The following is a 21,483-nucleotide window of genomic DNA, read 5'->3' on the forward strand; positions in this document are numbered from 1 at the left end:
AGAAATTAACCATTCGCGTAATTAGCGGGTTAATTTAAACGAGGATGAACTTCACATTCTTGTGTTGGTAAAGTGTCCGCAGGACTTTCTTTTACTTTTTCCGAATAATTTCCTTTATAATCACGATAGTAACAACTTTTTGCTTGAGTGTGGCAAGCGCCCTGACCTTTTTGTTCGACAACATAAATAATCGAGTCGCCATCGCAATCGATTAAGATATTATGCACGATTTGGATATCACCGGAAGTTTCACCTTTTTTCCAACGTTTTTTGCGCGAGGTCGAATAGTAAACCGCTTCGCCAGTTTTTAAAGTTTCACGATAGCCGGCTTCATCCACATAACCCTGCATCAAGATTTGTTTGGTTTGAAAATCCTGAGCAATAGCAACGCAAATACCATCGCGTTTCGCAAAATTGGGCCATAACACTTTCATTATTTCTTAATTTTTGCTGCGTCATCGAGAAATTTTTTCAGACCAATATCGGTCAAGGGATGTCTTAATAATTGCATTAAAACGGCGTAGGGTGCGGTGATGACATCGCTGCCGATTTTTGCCGCGTCAACAAAGTGTAGGGGATGGCGCGCGGAAGCGGTTAAAATTTGAGTTTTAAATTTATAATTATCGTAAATGAGACGGATGTCGGCAATGAGACTCATGCCATCGGATGTGATGTCATCGAGACGACCCACAAAAGGGCTGATATAAGTAGCGCCTGCTTTTGCCGCCAACAAAGCTTGTGCAGAACTAAAACAGAGGGTGACATTGGTTTGAATGCCTTCATCGGCAAAAATTTTAACAGCTTTGAGGCCCTCAGGAATCAACGGCACCTTCACAACAATATTTTTATGAATTTTTGCCAGTTCACGGCCTTCTTTTAAAATTCCATCACGATCAGTAGAAATAACCTCTGCACTAATGGGGCCATCTACAATAGCTAGAATTTCTTCTAAAACTTGGCGAAAAGGTTTGCCACTTTTGGCAACGAGAGAAGGGTTGGTGGTGACGCCATCTACTAATCCTAAATCGTGGGCTTCTTTGATTTCTTTAATTTCAGCGGTATCGATAAAAATTTTCATAATTCTTTATTTTGCTTTTTATACTCCAATCTCTTTTTTAATAGGTTCTACTAAATTTTTTTCAAGTCGTGTTAATGTGGTTTCCTCAGCGCTTTCTATGAGTAATCGAATTTTAAGTTCTGTTCCGGAGTAACGTAGAAGAATTCTTCCTTGAGAGCCAAGCTCTTTTTCTGCTTCTCGCAAAGCTTTTTGAACGTGAGGCATTTGTTCTAAAGGTTTTTTTTCTTTTACTTTGATGTTGATGAGTTTTTGCGGGAAACGGGTAAGAATTTTTTTCAGATCGTGCAAGGATTTTCCACTTTCTTTTATCAGTCGCAAAATCTGCAGGGCGCTAATGATGCCATCGCCCGTGGTAATATAATCGCGAAAAATGAGATGCCCGGAAGGTTCGCCGCCTAAGTTGCAATCATTCTGAGTCATTGCTTCGATGACATAACGATCGCCAACGGCTGTGCGAATGATGTTTCCTCCATATTGAGCGAGGCATTGATCTAAGCCTAAGTTGCTCATAACGGTGGTAACCAGTGTTTTGTTTTTTAACGCATTCTTTTGGAGTAAATCGATTGCAGCGATTGCTAAGATTTCGTCACCGTCTAAAATTTCACCTTTGTGATCACAAAAAATAACACGATCCGCATCGCCATCATGAGAAATGCCTACGTCCGATTGAGTTTCTTTAACGTAAGCTTGCAATTTTTCAGGGTAAGTGCTGCCACAATTTTCATTGATGTTGATGCCGGTAGGTTGAGCGTTGAAAACATGGATTTTTGCGCCCAACGACTGAAGAATTTCGGGAGAAGTTTGGTAGGCGGCACCGTGAGCGACATCCAGGGCGATGGTTAACCCTTGTAGAGAAAAATTTTTTGGCAAAGTTGATTGAGCAAACCGACAATAAAGGGAAGCGGCTTCTGAAATAGTATAAGTTTGACCCGGGATTGTTGAATTTGAAGTTGAAGTAGGTTGAAGTGTTTCTTGTTCCAGTTTCAGTTCTAAGGCATCGTCTAATTTATAACCGTCATGACGAAAAAATTTAATGCCATTATCTTCATAGGAATTGTGTGAGGCAGTAATGGCAATCCCGCCGTCGGCTTTGAAATGAGGAACAAGATGAGCCACAGTAGAGGTGGGAACTACACCTAGCAAACCGACTTTTGCTCCTAAAGAAGTCAAGCCTTCAACAAGGGCTTGTTCGATTTGCAACCCCGATCGTCGTGTGTCGCGACCAATGAGAATATGAGGTGGCTGAGAGTTGCGGCGGAAAAGATGGGCAGTGGCACGGCCTAATTGGCAAATCAGTTCCTGCGTTAGCGGATATTGATCTGCCGGGCCGCGAATGCCGTCAGTGCCAAAAAGTTGTCTAGGGGGCGGGTGGGGCAGTGGTTTCATTGAGTTGTTGCAACGTGTAAAGTTGCCAGGCTTTTTGAAAAAAGTTAGGTTCTAATTGTGATTTCAAAAACCACCAAAAAGCGAGCGCAATTAAAATGCTTATTAGTTTCGCGCGACAGTTAAAGAAGAAGGAAGAGTTCATGAATTTTTTCGTTCTAATAAAATATCCGTAATGCGTTGGCGTAATTGATCGGGATTCAAGGGGCGCTCTAAATTGCCTTTATAACAAAGTGAAATGATGCCGGTTTCTTCCGAAACCACTACCACGATGGCATCGCATTCTTCGGATAAGCCAAGCGCAGCGCGATGGCGTAGGCCCAAGCTGCGATGCAATGCTTCTCGTTGAGTAACAGGAAGAATGCAAGCGGCCGCAACAATTTTATCATTTTCAATCCAGACACAACCGTCGTGGAGAGGAGTTTTGGGATAAAAAAGCGTTTCAATTAATTCTTCCGTGGCTGCGGCATTTAAGAGCACGCCGCTTTCTACCACACTTTGATTGGACATGGTGTGTTGGATGGCGATTAAAGCGCCAATACGTTTTTCGCTCAGCGATTCGACTGCGCCAACAATTGCTTCAATGGTTGCGGTGCGATTGCGATTTCGTGAAAAAAAGTTTCCGAGCGATAAGCCTGCTAATCCTTGGCGAATTTCTTGTTGCAATAAAACCACGAGAAGAATAGGTAAAGAAGTCAGGAGAGTTTGAAAAAGTTGGTTGAGCACCACGAGGTCTAACCATTTGGCAAAAATCCATAGCACGCTGATTACCAGGGCTAATCCACCGAGGACGGAAGCGCTACGGGTGCCATGAATGAGACGATAAATGCCGTAAAACATGAGCGAGAGGATGGCGATTTCCAGCCACCAGCGCCAATATTGAAGCACGAAGTTAATCCAATTCATGAGATGAGTTTTTTAATGCTGCGACCATTTTAACGATTTGTCGAGTGGGCGCAACCTCATGAGTGCGAATTATGCAGGCGCCTTGCCATAAAGCGAGCGTTTCCATTGCTAAAGTGGCGCCTAGTCGATCTTGAGGTAGAGTTTCTGTGATTTTGCCAACGAATGATTTTCGAGAAATGCCCACCATCAGCGGACGGTTGAAACGATGAAAATATTCAAGATTTAAAAACAAAGTGCGATTGTGTTCCCAAGTTTTTCCAAATCCAAAACCGGGATCGATCACCACGTGCTCCAGATCAACTCCTGCTGTTTTGAGGTGTTGCAGTTGGGTTTCGAAGAAGTTTGAAATTTCATCCACGATATTCTGGTAGATGGGAGACTGTTGCATGGTTGCAGGGGTGCCTTGACTGTGCATGAGAATGTAGCCGCATTTTTTTTTTGCGATGAGATTAATCATATCAGGATTTTTTGCGCTGCTCACATCATTAATGATGGTGGCTCCTTCTTCCAAACAAATGCGAGCGATTTCAGGTTTGGTGGTATCGATAGATAGGGGGATGCTTGTGCGTTGAGCGAGAAGTTTTAGCACAGGTAAAATTCGTTTGAGTTCTTCTTCTTGAGAAATGGGTTGGGAGCCAGGCCGAGTGGATTCGCCTCCGATATCAATAATGTCAGCCCTTTGCTGGATCAAAGTTTCTGCGTGTTGAAGAGCAGTTTCAGGATTAAGAAATTGGCCTCCGTCAGAAAAAGAATCGGGCGTGACGTTTAAGATTCCCATAATCAGAGAATTTTGAGAAAGATCCCATTCGCCGTTGTTATGTTTCCATTTCATTTTTATTTCAAACGTATCATGCTATGATTAATTTATTAAAAAAAGTGTGAAACGGAATTTATTTTTAGCGTTGATTTATTGGGGTTGGCATTTTGGGGCTTTGGGTGCTGAGGTAAATTTAGTTCAGGTAGTTAATGAGGCATCATTCAAAGGAAATGTAGTTCAGGATTTTGTTGTCAGGCAAATGGTAAGTGAAGGCTTTTATCAACTTACGGGCGAAACCAATTTAGGAAAAGCTTTGTCGCGATGGATCAAATCGAGTGATGTGGTGGGGCTTAAAATTTCCACGGCAGGCGGAAAAATTTTGGCTACCAAACCAGTTTTGGTAGATGTTTTGATCGAGGGATTAAAAGCGACTGGTGTAAAAGGCGAAAATATTGTGGTGTGGGACAAGTTTGCTGATGAAATGCGAGCCGCTGGCTATTCTTTAGGGCGTCGTCGTGATGGAGTCGTGTTTACGGCAGTGATTCCATTGACGGGCTTTGATTCTAATGTGTTTGTAATGCAACCCGAAGTGGGAGAGTTGATTTGGGGCGATTTTGAATTTCAAGATATTAAACAATCCTCGATAGCACACAACCCAGCGCTACAGAAAAAAAATTTAGATGAGGGCTTGAATTTTGAGTTAGCTAGCGCTTTGCCTAAGCAGGAGAGTTTTCGTTCTTATGTCGCAAAATTGGTGACGCGGCGTTTGACAAAGATTATTCATATGCCGGTTTTGTCTAATAGCGAGGCGGTTGGGTTGCAGGGTTGTTTTGCAGATTTGGTGTTGGGTTCAGTGGATAACACGCGACGATTTCAGTTTGAACCTTTTTGGGGTGATCCGGCTTTAGCTGAAATTTATGCGAAAACGCCTTTGCGCACGAAAACGGTGTTGCATGTGATGGACGGTTTATGGTGCCAATATGGAGGGGGACCGGATTATGTGCCGCATTATTGTCGGAAAATGAATTCGCTTTTCATGAGTGAAGATCCTGTGGCTTTGGATAGTTACGCTTTGAATTTGATAGAGCCGTGGCGAATCGCTTCGCTATTACCTTTATTAAAAATCAATTATATTAAAACGGCTAAAACTTTAGGTTTGGGCAATTTTTTTGATAATGAAAAGATTGAAATCAAAAAGATTGCGATGCCAAAACCTGTTGCAGAATAAAACTATTTTTCAGTTAAAATAGCACTGCTGCTGTTACTACTGCCACCTTTTGAGCTTTTTGAATTACTACCGCCGAGACGAGTAAATATGTTGTTGAAATTAGGTGTTTCGCGATCGCCTTTTGTGGTAAGTTTACCATTTACACTAGCACCTTCCTCAATTTCGATGGTGGAAGCTTGAATGTCGCCGTGGATGATGGCGTTGGATCGAATGTGGGCTTTTCCGCTAACCACAATGTTGCCCTGAACTTTGCCTGAAACCACAGCGGAGGATGCATTAATGTTGCCTTTGATGATAGCACGATCTCCGATAGTTAGTGCGCCATCGGAATCTAGTGTTCCTTCAAAGCGACCGTTAAATTCGAGTTCGCCGGTAAAAGCAAGTTCGCCTTTGAGTTCGACATCTTCAGTGATAATGGGCGATTGAGAGCCGCCAATATGGGAATAAGTTTCAGTAGGTGTCACAGAGGTTGGAGTGTTATAATTTTTATGATGATTAGAGGTTGAAGTTACAGGGGTTTCTTCAGGAATTGTAGTTGACGGCGCATCCGATGAGAAACGTCCCGCAACGAGATTGCCGAGTCCAAAGCTTTTTGAATCGAAGGCCATGATTTTATTATTATGTGTGATTTGCTGACAATGTCCAGTTTTTTTTCAGTTTGAAGCGATTAGTCAATAGGTTTAATAGCTCGACAAGAGTTTCGGCTTGCGAGGTGTTTTGTCCTCCTTAACTTTAGAGATGGTGAGTGAAGGAAAAATTTTAATCACGGGATGTTCTAGCGGAATTGGTCGAGCGACAGCGCTTTTTTTGGCGCGACAAGGAATGTCGGTCCTGGCGACTGCGCGACGATTGGAGTCGTTAGAAGGATTGAAAAATTATTCCAACATCACTTTGGCTCAATTGGACGTGACTTCGGAAGAGCAGTGTGAGCAAGTGGTGCAGGAGGCCGGAGTGATTACGGGATTAGTAAATAATGCAGGTTATGGAATGATGGGGCCTTCGGAGGAAGTGGCGCGTCGCGGTTTAAGAGAGCAGTTTGAAACAAATTTTTTTGGCTTGGCTCGATTGTGCGCATTGGTGTTGCCGCAGATGCGGGCACGCGGCCGAGGAGTGATTGTGAATGTGGGATCAATCATGGGAAAATTAACCGCTCCCATGTGTGGCGCTTATTGCGCTTCGAAATATGCTGTGGAAGCTTTTTGTGATACGTTGCGCATTGAGGTGGCGCCGTTTGGAGTGAAAGTGGTTTTGATTGAGCCAGGGCCAATCGACACAAAGTTTAAGGCAAATGTTGAGTTGAAATCGTTGGAAGCGCTAAAGGACGAAACCTCGCCCTACTTCGACATGGCTCGAAAAGCATTGCGATTTTATCAACATCAAGGCTGGCCAGGCGCTTCACCCGATCGTGTGGCGCGCACGATTGCGAAGGTTTTGACTCGAGCCCACCCGCGTCCGCGCTACGTGGTGACGAATCGAGGGCGCATGGCGATTTTATTTCATCAGATGGTGCCAGATCGAATTTGGGATTTTCTTATTTCAAAATCGTTCGGATTGCGATAAGGCAATAGTGGTATGACACGTGTGATTCCATTTCCGGTGGCTCTTGTTTTAACATTTTATTTGGCAATTCTTGTAGCCAAAGAGGCGGTTGTTTTAAAAGATTCCTTTTTCCCACAGCGCATGATTACTGTGCAAGGACGTGGGGAAGTGTCTGCTGCGCCCGATGCCGCCGTATTACTTTTAACCGTGGTCTCAGAAGATGCAGAAGCTGCCAAAACGCAGAAAAGCAATAGTGAGAGAGCGAATGCCGTTTATGCTATGCTAACAGGTCTTGGCATTGAAAAAAAAGCGGTGCAAACGACGCAATACAATCTTGAACCGGTTTATAGTTACATTGAAAATAGACCGCCGGATTTGACTGGTTTCCGTTTGTCACAAACTATTTCAGTGAAAGTAAAAGATTTTGATAAAATGGGGCCAATTTTAGCAGAGGCGGTGAAATTGGGCGTAAATCGAACCGATGGACCTTTTTTTGAAATTAGCGATCCGGAACTTTATCGGGAGCAAGCGCGCAAGGAAGCTTTTGCTCAGGCTAAAGCCAAAGCGTTAAGCCAGGCTGCAGCAGCTGGAGTGAAATTGGGCGTATTAGTAAGCTTTCAAGAATTAGGAAATAACGGCTCTCTACCACCTATGACTCGTTCTTTAGGAGTAACGCGAGCGGGGTTGGATGAAAGTAAAATAGCGCCTCCCAATATCGAACCAGGGAGTCAAGATTTGAGCGTTGTCGTTGACGTCGTCTATGAGATTCGATAAAGGCTTATGTCATCAAACAAGTATGCCTTAAAGATTTATGGTTCATCATTGCGTCTATTTTAAATTGAAACCCTCTGTCACGCCAGAGCAGTTGGAAACTATTTTGATCGAGACTCGCATCAGTCTGCTCAAAATCCCAGAGGTTATGAATTTAAAAACGGGAAAAAATGTAAAACCCAAATCGGAATGGCAGTTTTTCCTGGCATTTGATTGCGAATCCATGGCTAAGCTGGAAATTTATCGCGAACATCCCATCCACATCAAATTTGTCAAAACTATTATCGAACCTTTTACCGAAGAGCGTTATGCGGAAGATTTCGAAATGGAGCCCGGCAAAGACGTGCGCTATAGCTAGCAAAACCGTTTGACAGCTGCCATGTTAGAGGTTTAATTATCCTTTTAATTGAACTAAGGAAAATATAACTCAAATGGCTAAGGGGAAAAAAGTAGCTAAAAAAGTAATAGATGAGCTTCTTGAGGGAGCTATCAAAGGAGCCAAAAAAGGCTCCAAAAAAGCTAAAGTTCCGCGTCATACGGGGAAAGTTGAAATCGACGTAACCGGGAGAGGTAGCTTTCGAGAATTTGATTTCGAAGATGCGGTCAAAGTTTTAAAAGCTAAAGACTTTGCCGAAAATCGTGAAGCGGCGGCTGAAGCAGCTGAAGAAGCTGCGCAGAGAATGGGCGCTCGCGCTGAAGAGGCAGCGAGTGTTCTTAAGGGAGATCGGGCCGAAGCAAAACGGCTAAGAGCAGAAGCCGAAGCGGCAACAGGTACTGATGCTTCAGCCAAAGCCAAACTCGCTGAAGCAGCTGAAGCCAAAGCAAAGTTATCTCAAGACAAATTTCAAACTTTGGACGATGAAGCGGCTCGAACTAAGGCTTTAGCACTGAGACGTCGAAATGAAGCCGATCAAGCGGCGGATCATCTTACTACTATTGAGGGTCAAACTGGCTCAGTGGAACGCCAAAGAGCCATAGATGCCGCTATTGAACAAGCGGAAGCGAGAACTGCTCAGATTGTGCGCGAAGAAAGAGCTGACACGATTATTAGTAATTTAGATCGATATGCAGCAGAATATCAGCAAGCGATGCGGGATAAAGCCCAAGCAACTGCTAATATAAAAGAGGCAGAAAAAGTTTTGGCACAAGCTAGATTGAACCTGGAGCGTCCAGGAGCGAATCGTGAAATAGCAACAGCAGAGATCCAAGCCGCCGAAAAGGCACTCGAGGAAGCAAGAGCGGCTTGGGAGAAAGCAACGAAAATTTATCTCCAAAAAAATGGTGTTAAAAATAATTGGAGAAAAAATGCCCGTGAATTTTTAGCTGAAGAGGATGAAGCTGCTACATTGGAACCTAGACAGGTCGATGCCGTGCGTAGGGCACTTGAAAGGGCGGATGAGGCTGGCCAAGTAGTTGCTGCGCAAAAACCAGGTAAAGATGCACCTTACATTATTAATCGATTAGAAACTTTTGCAGCAGAACTCGATCAAGCGGGTGTTTTATTGCAGCGAGCGCGTGTTGCCAAAAAAGAAGCAGATGAAGCACTTGAAGCGGCTAGAGCAACAGGTGAAGGAGTTGAAACTGCGCAAACGAAAGCTGACTTGGCTGATGCAGAATTTAAAAGACTGGAAGTGACTTACAATGGTAAATTAGGGCGCGTTACACATTGGAGACGCGAAGCTCAAAGTCTCATAGCTCGAACGGATGATGTTGCAGAACGGGAGTTGCTCGAGAATGCTATTAGTCAATCCGTGCCCACGGTAAGTTTACCCGATCGAGTGATGGAAGCCGCCGCTGAGCACAATCAAGTTTATGTGAGATTAGCCAAGGCTCAAGAAAATTGGCGTAATACCGTCAGAGAGACTCGTGCAAGTGATGACCCTAAAATTGTAGCGGCTACTCAAGAGCTTAAAGAGGCCAAGGCAGCCCTTAAAGATAGCAATCAAAGAGTTAACGCGATGAACCAAAGAATTGTAAGGGTTTTAGGAGATCATCGCCTGCCTGTTGGAGATCGCACGGCATTAGAGTCAGCATCGACGGCGATAAAAGCGGTAAATGATGAACATGAAGCGCTCTACACTTTGGATAATATCGCGGAGTATGGCATCAAACGAGAAACTAATTTGCGAGCCAGGGATGAAGCGGCTCAAGCGCTTAAAACAGCTGAAAAAAGATTTGCTAAGGGAGAGGGAACTCAGGCTGAGGTTCATGCGGCACAAGTAACTTTAGCAAGAGCGGAAGCGCAATATCAAAGAAGCAGGATCAGTCATGACCGTTGGCAAAATAATTACGATCACTTGCTTTCTCCTGAAGAAAGAGTGGCGACCAAAGTCAATGAGAAGGCAATTCGAGTTGCTAGCAGATTGGAAACCGCTTTGGAAGAGCGTGGTCCATTGATCGCTCGCAAAGATGAAGCTTTTGCCGCTATGAAAACAGCAGAAGCTCGGGCCAAACAACTTGAGCTTGCGGGAGATACCGTTCATTTATCGGGTGCCCAAGCAGAAGCTCAAGCTGCAGCTCAGGCATTTCGAAGAGCCGAACTCGATCTTCATCGAAACTATATCATTATTTCAAATTCTGAAGGATATGCACAAGCTTTAGTTAGAGATCCAGACAAGGTTCTCGACTCTTCAAACCGACAAAAACTTGAAGCGGCTTTGGCTCGAATCAATGTTGGAGATCGTAAACCTACCGATCAAGCGGATTGTCTTCGTGCTGTTGCGGAAGTGCGAGATTTGGATTATGAAGCGGTTTCCAAAGCTCAAAAAGGAATGCGTGAGGCCAGGGAATATCTTGCTGAAGCGCGTCGAATGGGAGATGATATAGAAGGTGCTGAGGCTGAATTTGAAAAAGCGGCAGCTCAACTTGCAGAAGCTGAAGATAATCTTCGATCTAGTACGCTTAGTATTGGTGAGCGTGCAAATCATCTTAGTCAGTTATTAGAGCGCGAAGATTTGCCCGAACCGGATCGTAGAGCTATTCAAGAAGCTCTCGATGAAGCAGAACGCTTAAAAGCAGCACGTGAACCCGAGTTTATACGAGGCAATCTTGCAGAAAAGGCAGAACAAAGCAAAGAGGCTTATGAGGCGTTAGTAAAAGCGCGTCAAATTCGAGATCAAGCTCAAAGGGAGGTGGACGCGGTAGTAGATAGTGGTAATGAAGAAGCAAAGAGAAACGCTGCGGCAAAATTGGCAGAGGCTTTAGATGATTGTGATCGTGCTCAAAAATATTATGACGCCAAAAAAATGGCTCATCAACGCTGGCAGCAAAAAGCTATTGCGACGGGAGTGATAGCCGCGGCGACAGTGGCAGTTATGGGGGAGACCGCGGCGGCAGAGGTCAGTGAATTGCCTAAGGGTTTGGGTCAAGAAACTGAGGCAGATAAAAAAGCTTGGGAAGAAGCGCAGCTTCGAGCCTTTGTTCGAGAGAATCATAAAGAAGCATTACAAGAAGCCAAAGCAGGCTATGAAGCCGCCAAAGCAGAATATGAAAAAGCTCAGAAAGCTGTATTTCCAGAAGGAACTGATAGCAATGCATCCCAATGGTATATTAATCTAGTTACCGAAGAGCAAAGGAAAGCTTTACAGCAAGCGACTTCACACTTGTATGAAGTTGAGGGATCGGTGGAAGCCCAGTTTCAAACCATGAAAAAAGCCCGTGAAGAAGCTCGGGCAGAGGCGGCTCAGCGAGCAGAGACTGCAGATCATCTTCTGGTGGCTCGACATGCCAACCGGAATCTGCATGAAGCGAAAGAAGGGTTAAAAGCGATTCCTACCACGGCTCGAGAATTATTAGTGCGTCAAAGAGCCAATGAGAAAGACTTGGAGGCAGCAAGGGCTTCGGTAGAATTGGCCGAGTCAGGAGAACAGGCTTTGAGAGTCATGAGAACCTCTTCTTCAAGCTTTTTTGAAGGAACGAGTCCAGAAGAGGTAGCGTCTCTGGAAGCAGCAAATAAAGAGCAACTGGAACTTGCTAGAGCTGAATTAGCCAGAGCTGAAGCAGAAGCCAAGGCTATCGCAGAAGCGCATGCGAAACTCGCATCCGATGGGAAAAATTTAGAAGAACTTGCAGCAGGAGAAGAAGTTCAAAGTCGGGTTCAGGAAGCGAGATTGGTGGGGGCGCAAATTGCGGCGAATCAAACAGAGCATGATTACGTTCAGGAACGAGTTAGACTTCAACGTGAAGATCCGGAGACAGGCATTGGAGATTGGGCCCAAGAAATTCTTGTTAAAAGAGCAGAGAGAGAAGCCAAAAGAGCAAATAGGTTGGAAAAAGCAGCGAAGGGTATCGTTGAACCCATCAGCGATGAGGAGAAGGAGCTTGGTTTTGGTTATGATCCGAAGAGTGGAAACTTTACGGACTTTGAAGGCCCCTTTATCATGAGGACAACGAACCACTTGGCAGCAAAATATGGTCCTGAAGGAGCTAATTTAGCAGATCCCAGATTCTTAGTTTGGTTTGTTGAAAACTACGATAAATTACCTGCAGTACAACAAGCTATGTTCGATGAGATTCTACCTCCAGAATTGAAGGAATTTGCTTTGGTTACGTATGATTTTTATAAGGCGAATGAAATTAGAGACGAGATGGAACTGGATCGATCGCTTTCAAGAGATATGTATGGACCAGAGATAGTGATACCTGATCAACAAACGCCCGAGCCGCAGAAGAAGCCAGAAGCTGAGAAAGCTAACGATAAGTTAGTGGATAACAACAAACCATCCCCCAAAAAAGATGTTTGGACAAAAATTGAAGAACAACAATCTGTGAATTACACCCCCAACGTTTGGGAATCGCCTGATGTGAATTACTCAGGAGATGATGGCGCCTACGAAACGGCGATGAATATAGAAGAAAGCATGAACCAAAACTGTTCTTCAGCTCCCCAGATGCCTGCTCCCAAATGTTAATTATTATTCGCCACAAGTAGGATTTTAATTTGTTTCACACACCTAAATTACTCCTTACTAGCTAAGCCATTTGACAGTCCTGCCTTCCAATGTTTTATTGATGTTTTAATAATAATAAATAATATATTTCATAATTAAGTATTTTTTATGGCAGGAAAGGGTAAAGTAAAAAAAGGAGGGAGGATAGATAACGGTTCTGTAAGTCGAATTGATCTTCGTGCTCGCCTAACAGCCCCTGGAATGTCTCCTTCACCTAGATTGGATAGTGCAGCGAGAGATTTAACAATTCAAAGATTTGAAACCGGTCTAAGGATTGCTGTAGATCGCGCTAAAGAAGCAGCAAAAGCACTCAAGGAATCTGCTGTTGGGACTAGGAGTCACCACGATTCACAATTTAGTAATTTGCCCTCTGCTATTGAGAATTATCACCGAATTCGATCAAGAGTGGAACAATGGCGTTCCGAAAATTTTGCCCAATTATCACCACAACAGCAGAGTGATATCGAGCGTGTTTTGCGTGATGCAGATAGTACTCTCAGAGCACAAGCTTTAGTTGCGGGAAGATCTCATACGCCTATTTCTCCCCCTGTTCCTGCAGAAACTGAAGTAATAAAAGAAAGAAAAAAAGAAGGTGAGAAAGAAGGAAGGAAGGGGAGAAAAGCTTTAGAATTTTCGGGAGAATCAAAAGACTTGGCGTCTACGGCTTTAAAAGAAGAAGGCATTGACGATATTGATCTTGAGGAGGCTTTAGCAAGGCGTAGAGATACTTATTTGGCTTTGCAACAAGCGATAGAGTCAGGAGACCGCGCATCGAAACGCTTGGCTAGAGCAAAAGATAATGTTGCTAGAGAAACTCTTTTAGATAGAGCCAAATCAAGAGGTGTATCATCCTCAGTCGTAGCAGCTTGGGAAACAATAAAAAAGGATATCAAGGCTAATAAAACTAAAAAAGAAACCCTTCAAGAAAAACCTCTTAAAGAGGTCAAGAATTATGAAGAAACGCCAGGCTTTGAAGGAGCGAAAACTTATCTTGAACAACATGATATTCAAGACCCAGAGGTCATCGCTGCTTTTGCTAATGTGCAAACTAAATATAAAGCCCATTTAGACAGTGGAAATCCCAGCTTAGGTACTGCTAAAACTTATCAAAGTTATACTAATGCACAAAGAAGATATCGAGAAACTTGCCAAAAAAAAGGGATTGATTACGAGACAGTAGGAGAGCCTGCTTTGGCAAAATGGAGAGATAGCTCTGTTAATAAACATTTAGAGCTTGAGACTCGACGAGATGAGTTTGTTGTAGAGATAAGTGAGCTTGAAGCTGTGGGGATTAGAGATGATTTAGTTTTGGCAAAGGCTTTTAAGGATCGTAAAGAAGCTTATTTGGCTTTGAAGGAAGCACAAAGAGAAGGGCAGGAAGATAACATTACTCACGCCAAGGAAAATTATGAACGAAAACAAGCAGCCTTTGAGTATCGGGCGAAGACTCATGATAAAGGCGTTGCGGAACAAGCTTGGGAATCTTATAAAGATAGTGGTGCTGGAAGGGTTGTTAGATATAACATAGGCGAGGATGCTCTAAGGCGGTCGGGTGAATTATTAAGACAGCATGGCATAGATAATGATGCGCTTCGTCCTCATCTTGCCAGATTGATGGAGGCTTACCAAGCCCGACAACAGGCGGGAGGTGGTGTTTCAAGAGCTACAATACCGGCTGATATCGATGCTGAGTTTAATGCTGCAAGGGCAAACTTCAGAAAGAATTGCCGAGAAGCAGGTATAGAAAGTGAGACAAGATCTGCAATTTTACGTGATGCTAAAGCCGAAGTGAATGCTAGACCGTTAAATGTTGGTGGAGTTGGAAGAATTTTTGAGGTTGGTGCAGCAGTAGGAGCGGTTCTGTTACTTGATGAAGCAGAATCCAAAGCTGCGGAGTCTAAACCTGATTTTGAGAGTCAAGCAATGCATGCGATTGCGACGACTGTTGGTCTTAAAGCAGGAGACGAAGATTTAGTGGGAGCGTTGGCAAGACTCAAGAAAACTTCAGACAAGTTGGGTGAAGCACGCTTAGCTTATAAGCAAGTGCAAGGATTGTGGGGCAAAGGGGTTCTTGAAGGAGAAAATGCAAAGGCTTACGCTACTGAACAAAGCGCAGTGACAGAAGCGCAAGAGCAATATCGTGAAGCGCGCAATCATTTTAATGAAGTGTGCAAAAGTAAAGGCATTAACGGATTACAAGGCGAAATCATATGGGATCGGATGCAGGGGAAGTATTACACGCAAGAAGAGATGGCCTTGGCTAAAATGGCTAGAGATAAGGCATGGACACAATGGCAAGAAGCCGCAGCGGCAGTGCCAGAAGCAATCAAGGCAGCAGGAAAAACAAAAGAAGACCCCAATGCGACTGGGGAACAAAAAGCTCAAGCAGAACAAGCGGTAAGAGCCGCTGTGGCTGAGGTTGCAAAAAAAACAAAGACCTATTGGGTGATTAATAGTCGCTATGAGCGGATGGCTGGAGTGATGAAAGTTTCCCTGCCATCGGCCAAATTGGCGGAAGAAACAAGAGCTGAGCAGCGATCTCGAGTAAAAGGAGATCAAGCCGAGCCAAGCGCTCAAGCAGTGGCGCAATATGCCGCTGCTCAAGCGCGAGAGGCTAAAGAAGAATTAGCAGCCGCAAAAGTGGTAGCATCTTTCATGCCTGATGTGGCTGCACAGGTGGCGGTAGTAGCTCTGGCTGAGAGCAGAGTGAAAGAGGCAGAAGCATTAAAACAAGAGGCCAGAGACGCTTGGGTGAAAGAACAAGTCAATAAAGAGTTTGAAAAAACGCTGGCCCAGCTTCCCGCTGAAGAAGCGGCGAGAATAAGAGAATCGCAAGAATATCTGGCTGGGGTTGAAGCTGCTGCTGAGGCGGCTGCGGAATATAGGCAAGAAATTTGGGCAGGAATGATCGAAGATGGAGGTTCAACTGATGTTATAGGTGCGTCTTTATTTACCTCACTCGATGCTAGTGGCATGGTGGATGATTTTCAGGATAAGCTAGAAACACCGGAGCGTGTTGTGGCTGTGGTGAATCATTTGAAGGTGGCCGCACATCGATATCCTGCTAAATCAGTAGAGAAACGTATTGAACAAGCAGAGGCCGATGGCCAACGGGCTGCTGAGAGTCGTTTTGGAATCGAAGGTGAAGTTCGAGACGATATTGAAATAGCAGAAATGGCTACAGGACGATATCCGGGTAGGGAAGGTGTAGTAATTCCTTATCAAACTGAAGCGTCAGACTTGCCTGCAGACAATCGAGTGGCTGGAGGCAAAAAAGAGTTAGGCAAATCAAAGAACCGAGAAACAGTCTGGGCAGCAGCAGCAGGAGAAAATTACACGCCCGATGTTTCGATGTCTCCGAATATGGATGTTTGTCAAGAGGGTGGAGAATATGAAACCGCAATGAGTGTGGAGGAACAGGTTTCTGAGCCTGTATTTCTAGCTCAGGCTCCAACTTGTTAAGATTTTTATCGACTGATTTGTCATTTGAGGGACGCGAAAACAGGCTAAATTTCAGAATTTTACAAAAAATTTACAGGCTGACTCTTTACTTTCGCGTTTTTTCGGTTTTATTGATCAACTTTTATGAAACGTATTCTGATGTTAGTGATGGTTAGCCAACTAAGTTGGTTAAGTGAATTGAAGGCCGGGCCTGTAGAAATTACCGGAGTGCCTTTTACCTATACCCAAGATTTTTCGTCGCTGGGTTTGAATAATGTAAACTGGGATAATGATTCGACGATTCCTGGGTGGTTTATTAAGAGGTCGAATGTGGTTTTGGATGAATCTTTTACTTTGTATGCCAGTGATGGGTCGATTATCCAGCCAGCTAGTCAGCTTTATCATTTTGGCAATAGTGCGGATCGGGCTTTAGGCGCTTTTGGTAGTGATAGCTTTTATTATGGTGTAGTTTTCACCAATAAAACTGCGCGCCTGATTAATAAAATCACGATTCAATATGATGGTGAACAATGGCGCAAGAGTGGCGATAGTGTGAAAAGTGATGTGAAACTTCTGTATCGAATTGATGGAGATTCGTTTAAAGCTGATTTTACAGGTTGGACTGGTGTCAGTAATGGAACTTTTACTGCAGTTAATACTGGGCCCGTTGGCCCTCTTAACGGTAATGATCCGGCGAATCGAACGACTTTAGTTTCTGTGATTTCGGATGTGGTTGTAGCACCCGGTCAGGTGTTGTGGGTAGGGTGGTTGGATAAGGATGATTTTGGTGTCGATCAAGGGCTTGCGATTGACAATGTTTCGGTAACTTTTGAAGAAGAGACAACGGGATTTGCTTTGGAGTTAGCAAAACCGAACCCTGAGAAAAAGAAGAGATTTCGAGGAAAAAAAGGGTTTAAAGTTAAAGGCAAAATTCGTTCAGATTTGATTATTGAGCGAGTGGAATATGCTGTGGCAAAACCGGATGTGGATAATTTGTTGTTGGCCTTTACTACAGCGAAACTAAAAGTCTTAACCAAAGGTCGTTTATTTAAGAAGGGTTATGCAGCGAAGTTTAAGACAGCGAGGAAAGATAATTTTGCGGGTCGCGGAACTCCGAAAGGCACAACTTCGGTAACTTTGGTGACAAAAATTACGGCCAAAACAACCAATGGTGAGCCGCGAATGATATTGGTTCCGACTCTTATTAACACACAAGTGAAATAAGTAGTTTTGTTAGGGTAAAATATAGGGTATGAGGCGGCATCGTTTTCGATGTCGCCTTTTTTGTTGTTGATAAGGATTGTTTGCTTGGATCAGGATTTTTATTAAATTCGAGACATGAAAAAAATTGTCATTTCAGGAGTCACTCGAGGGTTGGGATTGGCGATGGCAGAAGCTTTTATTGCGTTGGGTCATCAAGTGGCGGGTTGTGGACGGACGAAGACTAAGATTAAGGAATTACAAAATCGATTTGCTGCACCTCATTTTTTTCAAGCTATCGATGTGTCAAGGGATGTGGAAGCGAAACAGTTTAGTGAAAAAGTGTTAGAAGTGATGGGAACACCCGACTTGTTGATCAATAATGCAGCGATTACGGTGACAATAAAGCGATTGTGGGAATTTACAGCAAAAGAGTTTGATTCGGTAATGGATGTGAATGTGAAAGGTGTGACAAATCTGGTTCGTCATTTGCTCCCAGCGATGGTGGCTCAGAAAAAAGGGGTGGTTGTGAATTTTAGTTCGGGTTGGGGGCGTTCGGTGGATGCGGGTGTGGCTCCTTATTGTGCGAGCAAATGGGCGATTGAAGGATTGAGCAAGGCGTTAGCTTTGGAGTTGCCAGAGAGCATGGCGGCTGTGGCGTTGAATCCGGGGATTATTGACACCGACATGTTGCGTCAATGTTGGGGAGAGGAGGCGAGACATTATCCCAAAAGTGCAGAATGGGTTAAATCAGCGGTGCCTTTTATTTTGAAAATAGGTGCTAAAGATAATGGAGCTTCCTTGACGGTGCCTTAAAAAGCGATAAAAAGAAGCATAAGAAAGGAAAATTAATCGATGAAATTAACGCTACGTTTTTGTTTTGTTTCTTGTTGGATTTTAATCAACAGTTTTGCTTTTACAACGGTATCCTATGGGGCATTGGAACATATTATTTTTTTTCGTGCTAAGGTGACTCAGGTTGGAACGGAAATCGATCGCACGAAAAATGCGAATGGCACATTTGCGATAGGTGATGAGTTTCAAGGGCAGTTTTATTTCGCGGATTGCGCTGTGGATACCAATCCTTTTCCCGGAATTGGCGATTATCTTAATGCGCCGCTTCGTTGCGCTTTGGACCTTTGGGATCCTACGATGTCTTTTTACAAGAGTTATCATTATCCGGTAAGCACCGGCATTATTCAGGAAGGGAATGGGATTTTAATTAAAAGTGCCGAAGAGGGTTTTAAGCATACCTATTCAGTAAATATTTATGCTTTGGAATACCCTTACGGTACGGTGAATGGATATTTTCCGATTAAATTTAATTTTCTCCTTTATACGGAAATCGTGAATCAATTTTGGCCTAATGGAGATGGATTGCTATTGGTGGATGATTTCAATAATTTAAATTTGAATGATTTTATTAAAAAAGAGGTCACACTTACTTTTGAGAAAAATGGACAGTCGCAAACAGTCAAGGCAACGTTAACGGTCCTTATAGGTAAAGGGGTGCAATTTTTCCCTGATCAGGAATGTCAATAACAAGGGGCGGCATCGCTATTTTTACGAAATATTAAATAGATTGGACATATCATCAATTTAATCCTTGAAAAAACTAAAAAGCTTCGGCAAAAGGGAGGGCTATTATTTATGGTTAAAGAACAAAAAGACAGACTCATTAAAGATTTTCAAGCTAAAGAGGGCGATACTGGCTCTTCGTCGGTTCAAATTGCTTTAATGACGCATCGTATTGAACAGATCACAAAACATTTACAAAAAAATAAAAAAGATTTCGCTTCACGCCGTGGGTTGCTTCGATTAGTGAGCCATCGACGCGGTTTGCTGGATTACATTTCTCGCAAAGACAAAGCAAATTATGAAAAACTGCTGGAGCGCTTAAAATTGCGTAAGTAGGATCGACAGTTTTAGTTGTAAAAAAAAGTTAGTGAAAGTATCGACAAGTGAAGAATGAAAAGATTTTCTATATTATTTTTTAATAAAAATTTTATAGAAAATTATTTTCTTTATTGGGGTAATTAGAAAATCTGGAAAAATAACTCATGGCTATTCATCGCATTGCAAAAAAAATTGGAAATGAAGAATTAATTTTGGAGACCGGAAAATTGGCAAATTTGGCCGATGGCGCCGTGACCGTTCAATGTGGGGAGACGATCGTTCTCGTAACTGCTGTTTCCGCGCCCGAACCTAAGGAGGAACAAGACTTTTTCCCTTTAACAGTAGATTATCGTGAAAAGGCTGCTGCTGCTGGAAAATTTCCAGGCGGTTATTTCAAGCGGGAAGGGCGTCCAACGGAAAAAGAAGTGCTCACATCGCGCATGATTGATCGTCCACTTCGTCCACTTTTTCCAAAAGGCTATTTTTGTGATACGCAAGTGATTGCGCTTTTACTGTCAGCTGATGGTGTGAATGACTCGGACATTTTAAGCATCAATGGCGCTTCGGCGGCTTTGGTTGTTTCGGATATTCCTTTTGCGGGTCCAGTTGGGGCCGTGCGTGTGGGAAGAGTGGGCGGGAGTTTTGTTGTTAACCCGACTCATCCTCAATTAGCCGAAAGCGATTTGGATTTGGTTTACGTGGGAACAGAGAATGAAATTTTGATGTTTGAAGGCGCTGCGGATGAAATATCGGAAGCGGACTTTTTAGCTGCGATGGAATTTGCCCAAAAGCATGTGGCCGAAATTATCGCGATGCAAAAAGAATTGGCTGCAAAAGCAGGTAAATCCAAACGAGAGCCGGTGTTGAAATTGGTCAAGGAAGAGCTTTTAGAAATTGCTTATCAAGTAGCAGGTGATCGCATCGAAGATGCATTATATCGCCCGATGAAAGTGGAGCGTCAAAAAGCGGTTAAGGGTCTCCAAAAAGAAGTAGAAGAAGCCATTTTACAAAAATTCCCTGAAGCGACCCCCTTTGAAATGTCGCAAGCGTTTGATTATTTGCAGAAAAAAGCTTTTCGAAAGAGTATTTTTGAGAAAAAACAACGTTGTGATGGCCGCGGTTTTGATGATTTAAGAGTTTTAGAAGCTGAAGTGAGTGTTTTACCGCGCTCACATGGATCGGCTATTTTTGCTCGTGGTGAAACCAAAGCGCTTTGTTTGGCTACGCTCGCAGCTTTGACCGAGGTTCAAGAAATAGATGGTTACACGGGTGGCAATCCAGAAAAACGGTTTATTTTACATTATAACTTTCCTCCCTTTTCGGTAGGAGAAACGGGTCGTACGGGAAGCCCTGGACGTCGCGAAATTGGTCATGGTGCTTTGGCAGAACGTTCCATTGCACCAGTTATTCCTCCAGAGGAGAGTTTTGCTTATGCGATTCGCGTGAGTTCAGAAATTATGGAGTCCAACGGGTCAACTTCTATGGCAACGGTGTGCGCGGGCAGTTTGGCATTGATGGACGCCGGGGTAAAATTAAAAGCGCCTGTAGGTGGCATTTCGATTGGACTGGTTACCGAAAATGACGAATCCGGGCGTGTGGCGAGTTATCAGCTTTTAACGGACATTATTGGAAGCGAAGATCACTTTGGTGATATGGATTGTAAAATCGCTGGCACACGCAATGGAATTACTGGTTTTCAATTGGATTTGAAATTGCCAGGCGTTTCTTTTGCGATCATGAAAGAAGCGTTACAGCGAGCGCATGATTCGCGCTTGAAGATTATTGATAAAATGGAGGCTACTTTGCAAGCGCCTCGCGAAGCGTTATCACGTTATGCTCCCCGCATTGTGACTTTGAAGATTGATCCCGATAAAATCGGTTTATTAATCGGGCCGGGCGGTAAAAATATTAAAGCTCTTACCGCGGAAACAGGCACGGAAATTAATATCGAAGACGATGGCACAGTGAGTATTTACAGCGCGGATGCCGCAGGATTAAATCGTGCGGAAGAAATAATTAGTGGCATGACCGCTGAAATTGAAGTGGGTAAAACTTATAATGGCAAAGTGGTAACGATTAAAGAATTTGGCGCTTTTGTTGAGGTTCTCCCGGGTAAAGATGGACTAGTGCATATCAGCGAACTGGCTGAGACCCGCATTAATCGTGTTGAAGATGTGGTGCGAGAGGGGGATTCCATTACAGTGAAATGCATCGGCGTGGATGACAAAGGTCGTGTGAAGTTGAGTCGTCGAGCTGTGCTAAAAGAAAAAGCCGCAGCGGCAGCTACGGCAAATTCAGCAAGCTAGATCGCACTAGCGCGCTCTAGTAAAAAATG

Annotated in this window: 17 protein-coding genes; 11 read left to right on the top strand and 6 right to left on the bottom strand. The window is 43.7% G+C overall.

Going from position 1 to position 21,483, the window contains the following annotated elements; genetic code table 11:
• Positions 1 to 29 precede the first annotated feature (29 nt).
• From hisI to folP, 5 genes are all read right to left on the bottom strand, one after another.
• Complete coding sequence (gene hisI / locus K1X66_03140; GenBank protein ID MBX7157361.1) at positions 30 to 434, bottom strand: phosphoribosyl-AMP cyclohydrolase; 405 nt, start codon at positions 432 to 434, stop codon at positions 30 to 32.
• Complete coding sequence (gene fsa / locus K1X66_03145; GenBank protein ID MBX7157362.1) at positions 434 to 1,078, bottom strand: fructose-6-phosphate aldolase; 645 nt, start codon at positions 1,076 to 1,078, stop codon at positions 434 to 436. The genes hisI and fsa overlap by 1 nt, the downstream gene beginning before the upstream one ends.
• Before the next feature lie 18 nt (positions 1,079 to 1,096).
• On the bottom strand, positions 1,097 to 2,464 hold the full coding sequence (glmM, locus tag K1X66_03150; GenBank protein ID MBX7157363.1) for a phosphoglucosamine mutase: 1,368 nt from the start codon (positions 2,462 to 2,464) through the stop codon (positions 1,097 to 1,099).
• A 138-nt stretch (positions 2,465 to 2,602) separates the two neighbouring features.
• Positions 2,603 to 3,367: a diadenylate cyclase CdaA gene (gene cdaA, locus K1X66_03155; protein MBX7157364.1), complete on the bottom strand. Its 765-nt coding sequence runs from the start codon at positions 3,365 to 3,367 to the stop codon at positions 2,603 to 2,605.
• Positions 3,354 to 4,199, bottom strand: coding sequence for a dihydropteroate synthase (gene folP, locus K1X66_03160; GenBank protein ID MBX7157365.1), 846 nt, complete (start codon positions 4,197 to 4,199; stop codon positions 3,354 to 3,356). The genes cdaA and folP overlap by 14 nt, the downstream gene beginning before the upstream one ends.
• Before the next feature lie 46 nt (positions 4,200 to 4,245).
• Here folP and K1X66_03165 point away from each other — a divergent pair, with 46 nt between their 5' ends.
• Positions 4,246 to 5,352, top strand: coding sequence for a DUF362 domain-containing protein (locus K1X66_03165; GenBank protein MBX7157366.1), 1,107 nt, complete (start codon positions 4,246 to 4,248; stop codon positions 5,350 to 5,352).
• A gap of 2 nt (positions 5,353 to 5,354) precedes the next feature.
• Here K1X66_03165 and K1X66_03170 read toward each other — a convergent pair whose 3' ends face one another.
• Positions 5,355 to 5,960 (bottom strand): polymer-forming cytoskeletal protein, encoded by a 606-nt coding sequence (locus tag K1X66_03170; GenBank protein MBX7157367.1) that lies wholly within the window; start codon positions 5,958 to 5,960, stop codon positions 5,355 to 5,357.
• Between the two features lie 130 nt (positions 5,961 to 6,090).
• Between K1X66_03170 and K1X66_03175 the strand changes: the two genes are divergently transcribed.
• The 10 genes from K1X66_03175 to pnp all read left to right on the top strand — a co-directional run bounded on the left by K1X66_03175 (position 6,091) and on the right by pnp (position 21,454).
• Positions 6,091 to 6,912 carry an SDR family oxidoreductase gene (locus K1X66_03175; GenBank protein MBX7157368.1) on the top strand — a complete coding sequence of 274 codons (822 nt, stop codon included), beginning with the start codon at positions 6,091 to 6,093 and terminating at the stop codon, positions 6,910 to 6,912.
• A gap of 12 nt (positions 6,913 to 6,924) precedes the next feature.
• A complete protein-coding gene (locus K1X66_03180) occupies positions 6,925 to 7,665 on the top strand; it encodes an SIMPL domain-containing protein (protein ID MBX7157369.1) in 741 nt (246 codons plus the stop codon).
• Between the two features lie 37 nt (positions 7,666 to 7,702).
• On the top strand, positions 7,703 to 8,020 hold the full coding sequence (locus K1X66_03185) for a Dabb family protein (protein MBX7157370.1): 318 nt from the start codon (positions 7,703 to 7,705) through the stop codon (positions 8,018 to 8,020).
• Positions 8,021 to 8,093: 73 nt separating this feature from the next.
• Entirely contained in the window at positions 8,094 to 12,572 is a 4,479-nt protein-coding gene (locus K1X66_03190) for a hypothetical protein (GenBank protein MBX7157371.1), read from the top strand.
• 147 nt (positions 12,573 to 12,719) lie between these two features.
• Positions 12,720 to 16,073: a hypothetical protein gene (locus K1X66_03195; protein MBX7157372.1), complete on the top strand. Its 3,354-nt coding sequence runs from the start codon at positions 12,720 to 12,722 to the stop codon at positions 16,071 to 16,073.
• Between the two features lie 123 nt (positions 16,074 to 16,196).
• Complete coding sequence (locus K1X66_03200) at positions 16,197 to 17,276, top strand: hypothetical protein (GenBank protein ID MBX7157373.1); 1,080 nt, start codon at positions 16,197 to 16,199, stop codon at positions 17,274 to 17,276.
• 114 nt (positions 17,277 to 17,390) lie between these two features.
• Positions 17,391 to 18,068: an SDR family oxidoreductase gene (locus K1X66_03205; protein MBX7157374.1), complete on the top strand. Its 678-nt coding sequence runs from the start codon at positions 17,391 to 17,393 to the stop codon at positions 18,066 to 18,068.
• Positions 18,069 to 18,107: 39 nt separating this feature from the next.
• Positions 18,108 to 18,794, top strand: a complete 687-nt coding sequence (locus K1X66_03210) for a hypothetical protein (GenBank protein MBX7157375.1) — start codon at positions 18,108 to 18,110, stop codon at positions 18,792 to 18,794.
• Positions 18,795 to 18,902: 108 nt separating this feature from the next.
• Positions 18,903 to 19,166, top strand: a complete 264-nt coding sequence (gene rpsO, locus K1X66_03215; protein ID MBX7157376.1) for a 30S ribosomal protein S15 — start codon at positions 18,903 to 18,905, stop codon at positions 19,164 to 19,166.
• Between the two features lie 146 nt (positions 19,167 to 19,312).
• The gene (gene pnp, locus K1X66_03220; protein MBX7157377.1) at positions 19,313 to 21,454 is read left to right on the top strand and encodes a polyribonucleotide nucleotidyltransferase; all 2,142 of its coding nucleotides are present in this window, start codon (positions 19,313 to 19,315) and stop codon (positions 21,452 to 21,454) included.
• Positions 21,455 to 21,483: the final 29 nt, after the last annotated feature.

This window comes from Verrucomicrobiia bacterium (assembly GCA_019694135.1).
In the GTDB taxonomy this organism is placed as follows: Bacteria; Verrucomicrobiota; Verrucomicrobiia; order JADLBR01; family JAIBCM01; genus JAIBCM01.